Below are 15703 nucleotides of genomic sequence, written 5' to 3'. Positions count from 1 at the left end.
TGATGGAGGACATCCTTGTGAGTTCCGAATTCAGACCGCAACCCCAGCCCGCACCGCGATACCGCGAGGTCTCCATCGGCCACGCACCGGTGGCGGTCACTGAAGAGCACGGCGTGCTGCATATGCGCTCCCTGGAGCCCCTGGCCGAGTTGCCGGCGCGCTTGCTTGATCGTCTGGTGCATTGGGCCCAGGTGCGGCCCGACCAGACGTTTATCGCCGCGCGACAGGCCGACGGTGACTGGCGCCGTGTCAGCTATGCACAGATGCTCGAAAGCGTGCGTGCGATTGCCCAGAGTCTGCTGAGTTACGGGCTCTCTGCACACAAGCCATTGGCGCTGCTGTCGGGCAACGACATCGAGCACTTGCAGATAGCCCTCGGCGCCATGTACGCCGGTATTCCTTATTGCCCGGTGTCGCCGGCGTATTCGTTGTTGTCCCAGGATTTCGCCAAGCTGCGACATGTGTGCGATCTGCTGCAACCGGGGCTGGTGTTCGTCAGCGATGCGGCGGCCTACCAGCGTGCGATCGACGCCGTATTGCCGGCTGAGACCCCGCTGATTACCGTGCGCGGTGAAGTGCCGGGGCGCGCTCAAGTGAGCTTTGCCAGCCTGCTGCAAACGCCGGGTGGTGCTGAGGCCGAGCAGGCGTTCAACGCCACCGGCCCTGACAGCATCGCCAAGTTTCTCTTTACCTCCGGCTCGACCAAATTGCCCAAGGCGGTGATTACTACCCAGCGCATGCTCTGCGCCAACCAGCAAATGCTGTTGCAGACGTTTCCGGTGTTTGGTGAGGAGCCGCCGGTGCTGGTGGACTGGCTGCCGTGGAACCACACCTTCGGTGGCAGCCACAACGTTGGCATCGTGCTCTACAACGGCGGCACCTTTTATCTCGATGATGGCAAACCCACGGCCCAGGGTTTTGCCCAGACCCTGCGCAACCTCAAGGAGGTTTCGCCGACGGCCTACTTGACGGTGCCCAAGGGCTGGGAAGAGCTGGTCAATGCGCTGGAACAGGACACCGAGTTGCGCGAGCGCTTTTTTGCGCGAATGACATTGTTCTTCTTCGCCGCCGCGGGCCTTTCACAAAGTGTCTGGGACCGCCTCGACCGTGTGGCCGAGCTGCACTGTGGAGAACGCATCCGCATGATGGCCGGGTTGGGCATGACCGAAGCCGCACCGTCCTGCACCTTCACTACCGGGCCGTTGTCCATGGCCGGTTATATCGGTTTGCCGGCGCCAGGCTGTGAGGTGCGCCTGGTGCCGGTGGACGGCAAGTTCGAAGGGCGCTTTCGCGGCCCGCACATCATGCCGGGTTACTGGCGGGCACCGCAGCAAACCGCCGAAGTGTTCGATGAACAGGGCTTCTACTGTTCGGGGGACGCGATCAAGCTCGCCGACCTGCATCAGCCGCAACTGGGGCTGATGTTCGACGGGCGAATTGCCGAAGACTTCAAGCTGTCCTCCGGGGTATTTGTCAGCGTCGGCCCGTTGCGCAATCGCGCGGTGCTTGAAGGCTCGCCCTATGTTCAGGACCTGGTGATTGCTGCGCCGGACCGCGAGTGCCTGGGCGCGCTCGTGTTCCCCAGGCTCTACGAGTGCCGCCGGCTGGCGGGCTTGAATAGCGAGGCCAGCGACGCCGACGTGTTGGCCAGCGCGCCGGTGCGTGAATGGTTCGGCAACTGGTTGCAGCGACTCAATCGCGAGGCCACCGGTAATGCCAGTCGCCTGGAGTGGATTGCCTTGCTCGATGAGCCGGCGTCCATCGACCGTGGGGAAATTACCGACAAAGGTTCGATCAACCAGCGCGCCGTATTGCAATGGCGTGCGGCCAAGGTCGAGGCGCTGTATCGCGGTGAAGACGCCACGATCCTGCGTGCCGGGCCCAAGCCTTGAGCAGCACGGGGCAGTATTCGGCGTTTGCCGATGTGGCGATTTTCGAGGCGGTTCGTACGCCCTGGGTCGACCTCGGCGGCGCCCTGTCCCAGGTGTCGCCCATCGACCTGGGAATCAAGGTCGGGCGCGAAGTGCTGGCCCGGGCGGGCGTCGATCCCGTGGCGGTGGACAGCGTGCTGGCGGGCTCCATGGCCCAGGCCAGCTTCGATGCCTACTTGCTGCCACGGCATATCGGCTTGTACAGCGGTGTGGCGCAATCGGTCCCGGCACTGGGTGTGCAGCGCATCTGCGCCACCGGTTTCGAGCTGTTGCGCCAGGCCGCTGAACAACTGCGTGACAACGTGCAACTGGCCCTGTGTGTGGCGAGTGAATCGATGTCGCGCAACCCCATTGCGGCTTACACCCACAGGGACGGGTTTCGCCTCGGCGGCGAAGTGCAGTTCAAGGATTTTCTTTGGGAGGCGCTGTACGACCCGGCCCCGGGCCTGGACATGATTGCCACCGCCGACAACCTTGCACGGCGTTATGGCCTGAGTCGCGAGGCGGTGGACCGCTATGCCTGTGACAGCCATCAGCGAGCGTTGCAGGCGCAGTGTGCAGGGGCCTGGGCTGAAGAGGTCGTGACGGTGGATAACCAGGTGTTTGAGCTTGAGGGTTATCAGCCTAGGGGCATCACCCTGGCCCGCCGGGCCGGTGCCGTCAGCGAGGACAGCCACCCACGGCCCACGGACCTTGCGGCCCTGGCACGCTTGCGCGCGGTGCACGCCGATGGCGTGCAAACCGCCGGCAACAGTTGCGCAGTGGTTGATGGTGCAGCGGCAGCCCTGGTGGGGCGGGCTTCGGCCTGCACGCGTCCGGCCCTGGCGCACTTGCTGGCCAGCGCGGTGGTGGGTGTGGCCCCGGAGTTCATGGGCATTGGCCCTGCGCCGGCGATCCGCCTGCTGTTGCAACGCAGCGGGTTGAGCCTGGGCGACATCGGCCGTTTCGAGATCAATGAAGCCCAGGCGGCCCAGGTGCTGGCGGTGGCTCAGGAGCTGGAGCTGGACAGCGCCCGGCTCAACGTCCAGGGAGGCTCCCTCGCGCTCGGGCATCCGCTGGCCGCCACCGGCTTGCGTCTGGTCATGACCCTGGCCCGACAATTACGCCAGAACAACCTGCGCTACGGGATTGCCGCTGCGTGTGTGGGCGGCGGGCAGGGCATGGCGTTGTTGATCGAGAACCCGGCGTATCGCGCCTGAGGTTTCAGCGGTGTTACTCGTTTTTATTCGATGAGGTTTCCCATGTGGAGCTATCAGGCGCCCCTGCGCGACATGCAATTTGTGCTTGAACATTGGCTGCAAGCGCCCCAGGCGTGGAGCCGTAGCCCGGCGTTCGAGGCGTTGGACATGCCGTTGGCCATGCAGGTACTGGAAGAAGCGGGGCGCTTCAGCCAGGGCGTGCTGGCGCCCCTGAACGGCAGCGGTGATCGTCAGGGCTGCCGTTGGACGGCGGGCCAGGTCTGCACGCCAGACGGTTTTGCCGAGGCGTATCGGGCCTATGTCGACGGTGGTTGGCCTGCACTGGCGTGCGCCGAGGCACTGGGCGGGCAAGGTTTGCCGCAACTGCTCGACGCAGCGTTGCAAGAGATGCTCTACGCCACCAATCACGGCTGGGCCATGTACACCGGCATTTCCCATGGCGCTTACCTGTGCCTCAAGACCCACGCCGCCCCTTGGCTGCAGGCACGCTACCTGCCCGAAATCGTCAGTGGCCAGGCCTTGCCCACCATGTGCCTGACCGAGCCTCAAGCCGGCAGCGATGTCGGCTTGCTGCGTTGTCGCGCCGAACCTGCAGAGGACGGCAGCTATCGTCTCAGTGGCAGCAAGCTGTTTATCTCCGGCGGTGAGCACGACCTCACGACCAATATCTTGCACCTGGTGCTGGCGCGCCTGCCCGATGCGCCGCCGGGCAGTCGCGGGGTTTCGCTGTTCCTGGTACCCAAACAGCTGGACGATGGCCGCGCCAATAGCGTGCGTTGCGACGGCATCGAACACAAGATGGGCATCAAGGGCAGCGCCACCTGTTCGCTGGTGTTCGACGGTGCCCAAGGCTGGCTGATCGGCGATGCCCATCAGGGCCTCGCAGCGATGTTTGTGATGATGAATTCGGCGCGCCTGCATGTGGGCCTGCAAGGCCTGGGGCACGTTGAAGCGGCCTGGCAGAATGCCCGTGAGTATGCTGCCGGGCGGGTGCAGATGCGCGCGCCGCTGCGCCCCGACGGGGTGGTGGCTCAGGTGGCGGATCCGATTCTTTATCACCCTGCCATTCGCCGGGTGCTACTGGAGTTACGCACCACCAGCGAGGGGATGCGAGCCATCGGCTATTGGGCGGCGCATTTGCTCGATCAAGCCGAGCATGACCCGGACCCGCTGGCGCGGCAGCAGGCCAGCCAACTGGCGCAGTTGCTGACGCCGATCATCAAGGCGTTTTTTACCGAACAGGGGTTTCGTCAGGCGAGTAATGCCCTGCAGGTGTTCGGCGGTTACGGCTACGTCGCCGAGTTCGCTATCGAACAGACCCTGCGCGACAGCCGCATCGCGATGATCTACGAGGGTAGCAATGAGATTCAGGCCAATGACCTGTTGTTGCGCAAGGTTTTGGGGGACGAGGGCCGTGCCTTCGGGCTGCTGCTGGCGCAGTTGCATGATGAGGCCGGGCAGGGCGGCGAATGGGCCGAATGCGCCGAATGCGCCGAATGCGCTGGCTTTGCCGCTGCGCTGGGCACCCTGTGCGACGTGCTGGCGACCGTGGTTGACGACATACGAGAACGTGCCCGCGAGGACCGTGAATACCCTTATCGGGCCGCTGGGGATTTCCTCCAGTTGTGCGGTGTGACGCTGCTGGCCCTGGCCTGGGCACGGGCCGCGCGGGTCTCCAGGGCGCTACCCGAAGATGATCCGCTGCGCGCTGGCAAACTGCAAAGTGCCAGGTTCTTTTTCAACTATCTGCCATCCCGGGTGGCCCAGCATCGGGTGGCGATAGAGGGCGCTCGAGAAACGCTGGCGTTTGTCTGAAAAGGGACAGGCCACCCCGTGTGGACTGTCCCATTTCGGCACAAGTGACAGTTCATCGGCATGATCGGAATGACGTTTGCATAACCAGAGGCACGCACCCTGGTGAACTGATAAAGGTTGGGCCCATGAACAATAATAATGTGCAGAAAGCACCGCCCCCAGCACCTGTTTTGCCACTACTACCGATCCGGCGTTTTGTCACGAATGACATTGATGAACACGCGCAGAACATGGAGGGATGGCAGGTTCGTTACGATCAGTTAACACCTGGACGCTTCGAAGGCGAGCTGATTGAGTTTCGTGCAGATGGGATGCGGGTGGTGCGCGACCGCTCTAATCAGGCCATGACCAAAAGCGGCGCGGCCTGTAAAGGCGCCATTACCTTCAGCATCCCGTTGAGCGCCCATGGCCCGGTTTTTTGCTTGGGGCATCCCATTCAAGAGCTCAGCATGTTGGTTGCTCACGGTGACAACCTGCCCGAACTGAGCACGCCGCAGCATCTTGACTTGATGGGTGTGGCGATTGATGAGCGCGCGCTTGAGCATGTGCTGGAGTGCCAGGGCAGTCACTTTAAAATTACCGATCTTCCCAAGTGTTACCGCTTGGGCAATTCGTCTGTTCGAACGGAGCTCGCTGCCTTGTTCGACGAGCTGTCGAAGGGTGAACAAGGATGCGATGTACTGCTGGGCCATGACTCAATCCGCCGAGGTATTCGCGATGCAGTGATGCTGCATGTGCTTGAACTGGTCGCTCCGGATCCGGCGCCGGCACTCAGTCCCACGGCGCGCAAGCGCATGGTCGATCGGGCGCGTGAGTATGCGCTGGCTCATATCGACGAGCCGCTGTCGATCCTTGACCTGTGTAATCACATCGGCGCCAGTCGCCGCAAACTCCAGTACTGTTTCCAGGAAACCCTGGGGATCAATCCGGTGGCTTATCTGCGTGCATTGCGCCTCAATGCGGTGCGCCGTGAGCTGCGTACGAGCACTCAACCGCATGGCGTACAGCAAGTCGCCGCACGGTGGGGGTTCTGGCACTTGAGCCGGTTTTCCAGTGACTATCGCACTCTGTTCGGTGAATGCCCTTCGCAGACATTACGCCGTACTGAACTCTGCTGAAATCGGATAACCCGCTCAACGTTCTGCTTACTAGGATGGCCCTACACCAACGGGATGGGAGGGCATTCGATGAACCATAAAAACAACTCAAACATCAGACAATTTACGTTGATTACTTTGGGGCTGGTGGGTCTTTGCACCAGCGCTCATGGTACTGAAGGCGGCGCTCCAACCACCGCCGTCGGCGTTTATGATTTTGGTGCGGGTATGTCGCCCCCGGCGACACCGTTCGGCACGCTGGGTCTGCGAACCGCGTTCTACTCGGCCAATGTTCAGAAGGACCGTGAAGGGCGCTCAGTCGATAATCATTTTTCCCTGGATGTGCTGTCCATCGGCGTCGCTTACATGCGCATGACGGATAACACTGTCCTGGGCGCCAAGTATGGGTTTGGCGTTATCGTGCCGTTCTTCAAAATGGACGCTTCAATCAAAGTACCCACGCCCGCAGGGCCGCTGAGCCTGGAAGCCGATCCGTTCCGTTTGGCCGACGTGCAGTTTGTGCCATTGATCCTGCAATGGAACGTGTCACCGAATCTGTTCATCAATACGCAGTTCCAAATTCAGGCCCCCACCGGTGACTACGACAAGAATCGCCTGGTGTCCCCGGGCCTGAATCACTGGACCTTCTCGCCAATACTGAACGCCACCTATATCAGTGACAGCGGCTTCGAGGTGTCTTCAAGCTTTGAAGCCGACATCAATACACGTAACAACGCCACCGATTACAAAAGCGGTATTGAGTACCGGCACGAATTTGCGGTGGGCCAGCACGCAGGGCCATGGACCTTGGGCGTGGGTGGTTACTACTACCGCCAGTTCACCGATGACAATGCGCCTGACCTTGAAACGGGTAACCGCGCGCGTGTGCTGGCTGTCGGCCCCGCAGTCAGTTACTTCAAACCAGGGCTGCCACCTGTCTGGCTGCACGCCTACAAGGAGTTCGACGCGCAAAACCGTGCCCAGGGCTACACCGTGGCGTTGCGTATTTCTCAAAGTTTTTGAGGAGGTGTTATGAATCAATCACACGCTGTTTTACCCGCGACCCTGTCTTCGCCGCGTCAAGCCAGTGGGCGGCGTGAAGGGCTGGTACTGATGCTTGGCAGCAGCCTGACCATCATGGGCTCGGTGATGGTTGCACCGATCCTGCCCAAGCTCGGCGCCGAGTTTGGCCCCTTTAATCCCCAGGCGGATTTGCTGGTGCCATTGGCCGTCACCGGGCCGGCACTGGCCATTGCCTTGTGCGCCCCCTTGGCCGGGTGGCTGGCCGATCGGGTTGGACGCAAGGCGTTACTTGTGATTGCAACCCTGCTGTATGCGTTGCTGGGAGCGGTGCCGGCAGTATTGGATAACTTGTCGGCGATTGTGGGTGTACGCCTGCTGTTCGGCTGCGCTGAAGCGGCGGTGATGACCTGTTGCGCCACGTTGATTGCAGACTATTGGCGGGGCGAGGAACGGCTGCGCTACGTCAATCGCCAAGTGGTCACCATTGGCCTTGTGGGTTCGCTGTTTTTTGTCGTCGGCGGGGCGTTGGGTGAGCACTCCTGGCGGCTCCCGTTCTTGCTCTACTTGCTGCCGCTGCTGTTGGTCCCGGTGATGATAAAAGTGTTATGGGAGCCTGCAACCGGCAAGCAACCGTTCGAGGAGCCCGACACAGGAACGGTCGCTGTGTTGCCTCTGATCATCGGGTACATGCTGGTCCTCAGCGGGATGGTGTTGAGTTTTATCGTACCGATTCAGGCCCCGATTCTGTTGGTCAGTCTGGACGTCACCTCGAGCACGTTGATCGGGCTGTCGGCTGGGTTGAGCCTGCTGGCAACCTTGGGCGGGTCGCTGATGTGGCCGCTGTTGCGCCGACGCATCGGTGTCGCCGGTTGTAATGCGCTGTTGCTGGCAATGCTGGGGCTCGGGCTGTGGCTGCTGATGCGCGCGCAAAGCTACAACGAGGTGTTGGTGGCGGTGCTTATCCACGGTCTGGGTGCCGGGCTTTTGGTGCCCAATGCGATGGCCCCTGTAATGAATGCCCTGACTGCCAAAACCCGAGGGCGCGGGTTGGGTGGGTTCACTGCCTTTTTGTATTTTGGCCAATTTGTCAGCCCGCTGGTGGTGGCACTGATCAGTGCCTTTGCGGGTGACCTGCGCCATTCGATCCAGTGGTTAGCGGTCGCCAGCTTTGCCTCGGCTTTGGTTTGGGCACTGGCCGGCGTGCAGGCGCGACGCAAAGCCATTGTCACGGTTGTTGGATCAAGTCATTCGTAATTTATAGGGACTAGGAGCATGGGTATGCAAGACATCCAGAACTTGCTGGACAGTGAAGACGCCACAGGTCTGGCCGAGTGGGTCAAGCGCGGTGAAGTGCAACCCGGCGAGTTACTTGAAGCGGTCATTGATCGTATTGAACTGGTTGAGCCGCAACTTAACGCGGTGGCCGAACGGCTTTACGACTCGGCGCGTCAGGCGGCACGCGAGTCGACGTCCAGGGACGGTGTTTTCACCGGCGTACCGACGCTGATCAAAGACCTGTTCTCTGCGGTCAATGGGGCTGCGATGACCAATGGCTCGCAGTCGCTTGGAGGTTTTCGGGCAGATTTTGAATCTGAAATCGTGACCCGTTTGCGAGGTGCGGGTTGCTTGATTGTCGGGACCAGCACCTCCCCGGAGTTCGGTACCTCTTACTCCACCGAATCAAGCCGTTTTGGCGCCACGCGCAACCCCTGGAACCTGGCTCACAGTGCGGGTGGCTCCAGCGGCGGGGCAGCCGCACTGGTTGCCGCACGCGTAGTGCCTTTCGCCCACGGCAACGACGGCGGTGGATCATTGCGGGTTCCAGCTTCCTGCTGTGGGGTATTCGGGCTCAAGCCGAGCCGTGGGCTGCTGCCTTCGGGGCCGATGGTCGGAGAGGGCTGGGCCGGAATGGGTACACCGCATGCTGTCACCTTATCGGTGCGTGACAGCGCGGCGTTGCTCGATGCGACAGCGGGGATCGATCTGGGCGCGCCTTACGCTGCGCCAGTGCAGACGCTACCTTACGTCGCGGCAGTGCAGCGTGATCCGCGTCCACTGCGTATCGGGCTGGTTGAGCAACTAGGGCCCTGGTCGACCTCGACTGAGAGCCTGGGCGCGGTGCGCCAGGCTGCCAGATTGTGCCAGTCCCTGGGCCACCGTGTTGAACCGGTCAGCTTGCCGGTGGCGTTGCCGCAGTTTCTGGATCAGGTCTTTACCATCATTGGCGCGAGTACTCGTCACTATGTCGACGTGCTGGGCCAGATGCGCGGGTTTGCGGTGCAGCCTGAAGAACTGGAAGCCCGCACGCGGATTATCTTGCGTAGCAAGGGCGACGTCAGCGGCGCGCAATATGCGGGCGCGGTTGAGTGGATTCATGCCTTGGGCCGGCAGTTGGCGGTGTTCATGCAGAACTACGATGTGATCCTGACGCCGACCCTGACACGTGAGCCGGTACCCATTGGCGAACTTGATTTGCAAGACGACAGCATGAGCCTTGAAGAACTGATCGAGCGTTTCCACAGTTACTCACCGTTCACTGCGCTGTTCAACGCCAGCGGTCAGCCGGCGATGTCGGTGCCGTTGTATTGGAGCGCCGGCGGCCTGCCGATGGGCGCGCATTTTGCCGGGCGCTTTGGCGAGGAAAGTACGTTGTTGGGTCTTGCCGCACAGCTTGAGCGTGCTCAACCCTGGCGTGGTCGGGTGCCGCCAATCAATGCTTGTCAGCGGCCGTCTTCACGGCTGTGATCCGTCATTGCTGATAACCATCGATTGTTTACGGCGCCTGAGGGCGCCGTTTTTTTCTAATGCCAGGCGGGAGCGCAGCGGGCAAACGCTGGAAATGTTTCGCGAGGAACTCCAGCAGGCTCCTAATCGTGAAAACGGGCGGGTGATGTCGGGCGCGGGTTTTCGGTGGTGGCCGATGAGGTGCGAAAGCTGGCGGAGAATACACGTCAGGCTACGCAGCAGATTCAGACGATGCTGCATCAGCACAAGCAATGAACCTATCCATGCATTCCGCGGCTATGCAGGAAAGGGGGTTGCTGAAGCGAGGCTTGCGGTACTATGGCAGCCCACGTGTCCTGGAAGTTGTCTGGATGAGTAAGCCCGGTCAATTGGTGTTGGTTGCACTGCGCAAGATGATTGCCAGCGGGGAGTTGGCGGCGGGCGAACGCCTGATGGAAATTCCCACGGCACAGTTATTCGGCGTGTCGCGCATGCCCGTGCGCATGGCATTCCGCACCCTCGAACAGGAAGGGCTGCTGGTCCCGTTTGGCGGGCGCGGGTATCAAGTGCGTTCGGTCAGCCCCAGCGACATCGCCGGGGGCGTCGAGGTGCGCGGTGTGCTCGAAGGCCTGGCGGCGCGTCAAGCCGCCGAGCATGGTTTGTCCGACGAGGCACGCGCTGCGCTGGAACGTTGCCTGGTAGAGGGTGATCAACTGTTCGACAAGGGCTACGTGACCGAGGACGACCTTGAGGTGTATCACGACCTGAACATGCGGTTTCACCAGGTCATCGTGGAAGGCAGCCACAACCCGGCAATCGCCGACGCGCTGGCACGCAATGATCACCTGCCGTTCGCTTCGGTGACGGCGCTGGCGGTGGATCGCGAGGACATGGCGCGTGAATACCGGCGTTTCAACTATGCCCACATGCAACACCATTCGGTATTCGATGCCCTGGTCAATCGCCAGGGCGCGCGGGCCGAGGCGATCATGCGCGAGCACGCCAACGCGACCTTGCGTTATGCCGAGATCTTCAGTTCAGCCACTGCCAACGCGCGCATGAAGGTCATTCTGCGCGAGCAGTGACGCGCTTCAGATATCGAGCACCAGCAGTGGGGTTTTCGAGCGCGAGCAGCAGGGGGTGAACTGGTTGTTCAGGGCTTGTTCCTGCTCGGTGAGGAACAGATCACGGTGCTCCGGTACGCCTTCCAGCACACGAGTCAGGCATGTGCCGCAAATGCCTTGTTCGCAGGACACGGCAATCTCGATGCCGTGGCTTTCCAGGACCTGGACCACGCTCTTGTCGGCCGGTATTTCGAATACCTGGCCGCTGCTGCCGACCTTCACCGAAAAACACCCGTCGAGGCTGCTGTCTACCGGTGCCGCCGTGAAGTATTCGCGATGCAGGCAATCCTCCTGCCAGCCCTGGGCACGGGCGCTATCGAGCACATGCTGCATGAAACCGCCGGGACCGCAAACGTAGAGATGCACGTTATCTGCAGGCGCCGCCAGCACCTGGGCTGCATTCAAGGCGGTGTGGGGCTGCTCGTCGAAATGCAGGAACACCCGTTCGGCAAACGATGAGCCCTTGAGGCGCTCTACAAAGGCCGCGCGCTCGCTTGAGCGGGCGCAATAATGCAGTTCGAAATCGGCACCGCCATGGGCCAGTCGCTCGGCCATGCACAGAATCGGCGTGATGCCGATACCGCCGGCAAACAGCAGGCTGCGCTGGGCTTCGTGTGCCAGGGGAAACAGGTTGCGCGGTTCGCTGATCTTCAGGTGGGCGCCCTTGTGTATCTGTTCGTGCAGGCTGCGGGAACCGCCACGAGAGGCCGGATCCTTGAGGACGCCGATCAGGTAGCGATGGCGTTCTTCAGGGTGATTGCACAAGGAATATTGCCGGATCACGCCATCGGGCAGGTGCACGTCAATATGCGCGCCGGCGCTGAAGGCGGGCAGTGGGTTGCCATTCACACCGGCCAGCTCATAGCTGCAAATATCCTGGGCTTCGTTGTTACGCGACACCACCACCACATCGATCATATTCAGTCCTCGCAGTATTGGCGCGTTGTTCAGGCGGTGGTCGTGGCGATCAGTTGCGGTTCGAGGGCGCGTTCCTTGGCGATCAGTCGCTCCAGGATCTTGCGTGACTGCACGCCGCCCGCATCGATATTGAGCTTGAGCAGGTTGCGCGTGGGGTGGGCGAGCAAGTTCTGTTGCTGGCGTTCGAGCATCTCCAGGTCTTCGCTGAAAATCTTGCCCTGGCCTTCGCGAATGCTGGCGGTCAGTGCTTGGTCCTGTGGATTGAAGCTGCGCGCCATGCCCCAGAAGTACCAGATCGAGGTATCGGTTTGCGGGGTGATGAAGTCCACCACGATGCTGGCGGCCTTATGCTCGGGCGCGGCGTTGTAGCCGCCCTTGCCGGCGTGGGCCACGCCGACTTCGATCAGTACATGGCTGGGCGGGGTGAAACGGCAGATCTGCCAGCGGTCTACCGGCACGTCATCGGCGAGGTTATTGCCGCGCAGGGCCATGCGCCAGAACGGCGGGGCCAAGATGTTTTCCATATGCCGGGCGGTCACCACTTCGTCGCCTTCGACCGTGGTCACCGGCGGTGCTTCGTCGATTTCTTTCTGGCCGATGCTGGAGGCGTGAACGTAGGTTTCGTGGGTCAGGTCCATCAGGTTGTCGATCATCAGGCGGTAATCGCACTGGATGTCAAACAAGCCCCCACCATAGGCCCACTGATCACTCACCGCCCATTCCAGGTGATGGATCAGCGCCGGGTCGGCCAGGGCCTGATCGCCTGGCCATACCCAGATGAAGCCGTAGCGTTCAACCGCAGCGAAGGTCTTGTTGCACGGAAAACCGCGCACCCGCTGCCCGGGCATTTCGACGGTCTTGCCGTCGCCACCCATGACCAGGCCGTGGTAGCCGCACACCAGATTACCGTTTTCGACATAGCCCAGAGACAGAGGTGCGCCGCGATGGGGGCAGAAGTCCTCGATGGCCACGACGTTGCCTTCCGAGCCACGATAGAACGCCATTTTTTCACCGCAGATCTGCCGACCCAGCGGTTTTTGAGCGATTTCATCGGGTGTGCAGGCGACGTACCAGGTGTTCTTGGGATACATGGCGACTCTCCAGGCGAGGGATTGTTCTTATTTAATGGATCCATTAAATGGCTCGCGTTTGCTGGAGTCAAGCGTGTCTTTTGGTTTGAGTGCTATTAGTTGTGCGATCATCGGATATGTTTTTTGTGTTTTGGATTTAGTGGATCCATTGGGCCTTGAGGTAGGAGGGGCAGGAGCTTCCGGGCAACACATTGACTCTTCGACGCCAGCAAAGATTTTCTGCAGGGAGCATTTGCAGAGTTTCCGGCAAGGCTGGAGACGATGAAAGACGACACGCTATCAATCGCGGCGGGATTAAAAGCCGCACTCCCGATCAATTACCACACAGTAAACGCGATCCGATCTACAAGGTGACCGACAGCTTGGGCTCTGTGAAACGATTGCCGCGGTGAGGTAACGTTTATGCAGGCCCACGCCTGCTCGGGCTGATTTGTGCATCAAAGGGGGATGTGGGTTGTCGACAAGACCTGGCGCAACCCCATGAACGAGCGAATCTGGCGAACCCCGGGCAGGTAAAGCAATTGCTCTGCGTGTAGCCGGTTGAAACTGTTGCTGTCCTTGGTTCGTATCAACATGAAGTAGTCGAATTCCCCCGTCACCACATGGCATTCCATGCAGCCAGACACCTTTTGCGCCGCGGTTTCGAAGGCTGCGAAGGATTCCGGCGTCGAGCGGTCCAGCACCACGCCGATCAACACCACCATCCCTGCATCGAGCGCTTGATTGTCCAGCAACGCGACAATGCCCTTGATCAGGCCCGCCTGCTTGAGGCGTTCGACTCGTCGCAGGCAGGCCGGCGCGCTCAGTTTCACCTTCTCGGCGAGCGCCACATTGGAGAGTGAGGCGTCTCGCTGCAGGGTCTTGAGAATGGCGCGGTCGGTCCGGTCCAGCGGGTGCGGCTGCGCACCTGAGGCGTCGGGCTTGTTGTGGTTATTTGTTGCGTTCATATTGGTTTCTACACAATAAAAATATGTTTTAAGTAGTATTTGATGATTTATGTTTCTTTAAATGATTGAAACTTGCAACACATATTTTCAGCTTTGTTCTTAATATTGAACTCATCGAAGCCCCTCTGAAAGAGCCTGCAATGCAGCCTCTTTTGCCTTTCGGCCTGGCGCTTGGATACCCAATAAACAAGGAGCAGAGTCATGAACCTGAATCGTTTTAAACGTTATCCGCTGACCTTCGGTCCTTCTCCCATCACGCCCTTGAAACGCCTCAGCGAACACCTGGGCGGCAAGGTCGAGTTGTATGCCAAACGTGAAGACTGCAACAGCGGCCTGGCCTTCGGCGGCAACAAGACGCGCAAGCTCGAATACCTGATTCCCGAAGCACTCGAACAGGGCTGCGACACCCTGGTGTCCATCGGCGGGATACAGTCGAACCAGACCCGTCAGGTCGCCGCCGTCGCTGCCCATCTGGGCATGAAGTGTGTGCTGGTCCAGGAAAATTGGGTGAACTACTCCGATGCGGTGTATGACCGCGTTGGCAATATCGAGATGTCTCGCATCATGGGCGCGGATGTACGACTGGACGCCGCCGGGTTCGACATTGGCATCCGGCCCAGCTGGGAGAAGGCCATGAACGATGTGGTGGAGCGGGGCGGCAAACCGTTTCCGATCCCTGCGGGGTGTTCCGAACATCCCTACGGCGGCCTCGGGTTCGTCGGCTTTGCCGAGGAAGTGCGGGAGCAGGAAAAACAACTGGGGTTCAAGTTCGACTACATCGTGGTCTGCTCCGTGACTGGCAGTACCCAGGCCGGCATGGTCGTCGGCTTCGCCGCGGACGGCCGTTCGAAGAACGTTATCGGCATTGATGCCTCGGCCAAGCCCGAGAAAACCAAGGCACAGATCCTGCGTATCGCCCGGCACACCGCAGAACTGGTGGAGTTAGGCCGCGAGATCACCGAAGAGGATGTGGTGCTCGACACACGCTTCGCCTATCCGGAATACGGTTTGCCTAACGAAGGTACGCTGGAAGCCATTCGCCTGTGCGGGAGCCTCGAAGGCGTGCTGACCGATCCGGTGTACGAGGGAAAGTCCATGCACGGGATGATTGAAATGGTCCGCCGTGGCGAGTTCCCCGAAGGCTCGAAAGTGCTTTACGCGCACTTGGGCGGGGCGCCTGCGCTGAATGCCTACAGCTTCCTGTTCCGCAACGGTTGATTAACGCCAATAACCTGTAGGCGCGAGCTTGCTCACGAAGCGGTGGGGTTAGTCGGCATCAATATTGAATGTCATGGCCTCATCGTCAGACCGCCGTCCGGAGCAAGCGGCTCCTACCAAACCGCCGGGAGTACCGCCATGCATGCGATATCGCAATCCGCAGTCTGGATCAAGCAACCTTCGGCGGATGCCGCAGTGGTCATCGTTACCAGCGTCGCATTGCCCCAATACATGATCGACAAGCTGCACCTGGCGATAGATGACTGGGACCAAGTGGCTCATCTGGCCATCCAGCAATCCGAGGCGTTGAGGGTCGACTGGTTGCGGGCTGGGTCTAGCCCGGAGAAATCTGCTGGGGGCGACGCGTGTTATGCCAGCCAACTGTTGCGCTGTGTCCCTCATGGAAGCTTTTTACTGGATGTCGAAGTTGGCACGGCTCCTGGCCTGACCTGGCTGGGGTCCGTCTGTGGCCATCCGCTGCGCGTTGTCGAGCTTGGAAAAATAGCCTCTTCCACTGCGGCGATGGATCGACAGGTGGAAGAGGTGTTATCGGCGACCCGGGGTCTGGCGAAAAGCCTGTTGCAGTCGCGCGGCGTGATTTAACCAATGCCCTCGT

General features: G+C 60.7%; 13 protein-coding genes and 1 pseudogene. 11 read left to right on the top strand and 3 right to left on the bottom strand.

Annotated elements, in window-relative coordinates; genetic code table 11:
• Positions 1–17 precede the first annotated feature (17 nt).
• From CEC48_RS02550 to CEC48_RS02510, 9 genes and pseudogenes are all read left to right on the top strand, one after another.
• Positions 18–1892: a feruloyl-CoA synthase gene (locus CEC48_RS02550; RefSeq protein WP_088422463.1), complete on the top strand. Its 1875-nt coding sequence runs from the start codon at positions 18–20 to the stop codon at positions 1890–1892.
• A complete protein-coding gene (locus tag CEC48_RS02545; protein ID WP_088422304.1) occupies positions 1889–3130 on the top strand; it encodes a thiolase family protein in 1242 nt (413 codons plus the stop codon). The genes CEC48_RS02550 and CEC48_RS02545 overlap by 4 nt, the downstream gene beginning before the upstream one ends.
• Positions 3131–3172: 42 nt before the next feature.
• Positions 3173–4945, top strand: a complete 1773-nt coding sequence (locus CEC48_RS02540; protein ID WP_088422303.1) for an acyl-CoA dehydrogenase — start codon at positions 3173–3175, stop codon at positions 4943–4945.
• Between the two features lie 125 nt (positions 4946–5070).
• A complete protein-coding gene (locus tag CEC48_RS02535) occupies positions 5071–6063 on the top strand; it encodes a helix-turn-helix domain-containing protein (RefSeq protein ID WP_088422302.1) in 993 nt (330 codons plus the stop codon).
• 69 nt (positions 6064–6132) lie between these two features.
• On the top strand, positions 6133–7065 hold the full coding sequence (locus CEC48_RS02530) for a transporter (RefSeq protein WP_088422301.1): 933 nt from the start codon (positions 6133–6135) through the stop codon (positions 7063–7065).
• 9 nt (positions 7066–7074) lie between these two features.
• A complete protein-coding gene (locus CEC48_RS02525; protein WP_088422300.1) occupies positions 7075–8319 on the top strand; it encodes an MFS transporter in 1245 nt (414 codons plus the stop codon).
• A gap of 18 nt (positions 8320–8337) precedes the next feature.
• A complete protein-coding gene (locus CEC48_RS02520; RefSeq protein WP_176438649.1) occupies positions 8338–9810 on the top strand; it encodes an amidase in 1473 nt (490 codons plus the stop codon).
• Between the two features lie 135 nt (positions 9811–9945).
• Positions 9946–10065, top strand: a pseudogene (locus CEC48_RS02515) (methyl-accepting chemotaxis protein); the annotation flags it as partial.
• Positions 10066–10160: 95 nt separating this feature from the next.
• Positions 10161–10874 carry a GntR family transcriptional regulator gene (locus CEC48_RS02510; protein WP_088422298.1) on the top strand — a complete coding sequence of 238 codons (714 nt, stop codon included), beginning with the start codon at positions 10161–10163 and terminating at the stop codon, positions 10872–10874.
• Between the two features lie 6 nt (positions 10875–10880).
• Here the strand turns inward: CEC48_RS02510 and CEC48_RS02505 are convergent, their stop codons facing one another.
• The 3 genes from CEC48_RS02505 to CEC48_RS02495 form a co-directional block, all read right to left on the bottom strand.
• Positions 10881–11831: a PDR/VanB family oxidoreductase gene (locus tag CEC48_RS02505; protein WP_088422297.1), complete on the bottom strand. Its 951-nt coding sequence runs from the start codon at positions 11829–11831 to the stop codon at positions 10881–10883.
• A gap of 29 nt (positions 11832–11860) precedes the next feature.
• On the bottom strand, positions 11861–12922 hold the full coding sequence (locus CEC48_RS02500; protein WP_088422296.1) for an aromatic ring-hydroxylating dioxygenase subunit alpha: 1062 nt from the start codon (positions 12920–12922) through the stop codon (positions 11861–11863).
• A 437-nt stretch (positions 12923–13359) separates the two neighbouring features.
• Positions 13360–13869, bottom strand: a complete 510-nt coding sequence (locus CEC48_RS02495; RefSeq protein ID WP_088422295.1) for an Lrp/AsnC family transcriptional regulator — start codon at positions 13867–13869, stop codon at positions 13360–13362.
• 201 nt (positions 13870–14070) lie between these two features.
• Here CEC48_RS02495 and CEC48_RS02490 point away from each other — a divergent pair, with 201 nt between their 5' ends.
• Together CEC48_RS02490 and CEC48_RS02485 are read left to right on the top strand one after the other, a co-directional pair.
• Positions 14071–15087 (top strand): 1-aminocyclopropane-1-carboxylate deaminase, encoded by a 1017-nt coding sequence (locus CEC48_RS02490; RefSeq protein ID WP_088422294.1) that lies wholly within the window; start codon positions 14071–14073, stop codon positions 15085–15087.
• A 138-nt stretch (positions 15088–15225) separates the two neighbouring features.
• Positions 15226–15690, top strand: coding sequence for a transketolase (locus CEC48_RS02485; protein ID WP_088422293.1), 465 nt, complete (start codon positions 15226–15228; stop codon positions 15688–15690).
• Positions 15691–15703: the final 13 nt, after the last annotated feature.

It is taken from the genome of Pseudomonas sp. K2I15 (genome assembly GCF_002204795.1).
Taxonomy (GTDB): Bacteria; Pseudomonadota; Gammaproteobacteria; order Pseudomonadales; family Pseudomonadaceae; genus Aquipseudomonas.
The sequence above is the reverse complement of the archived record's forward strand: the minus strand, read 5'-3'. Positions and strand labels throughout refer to the sequence as shown.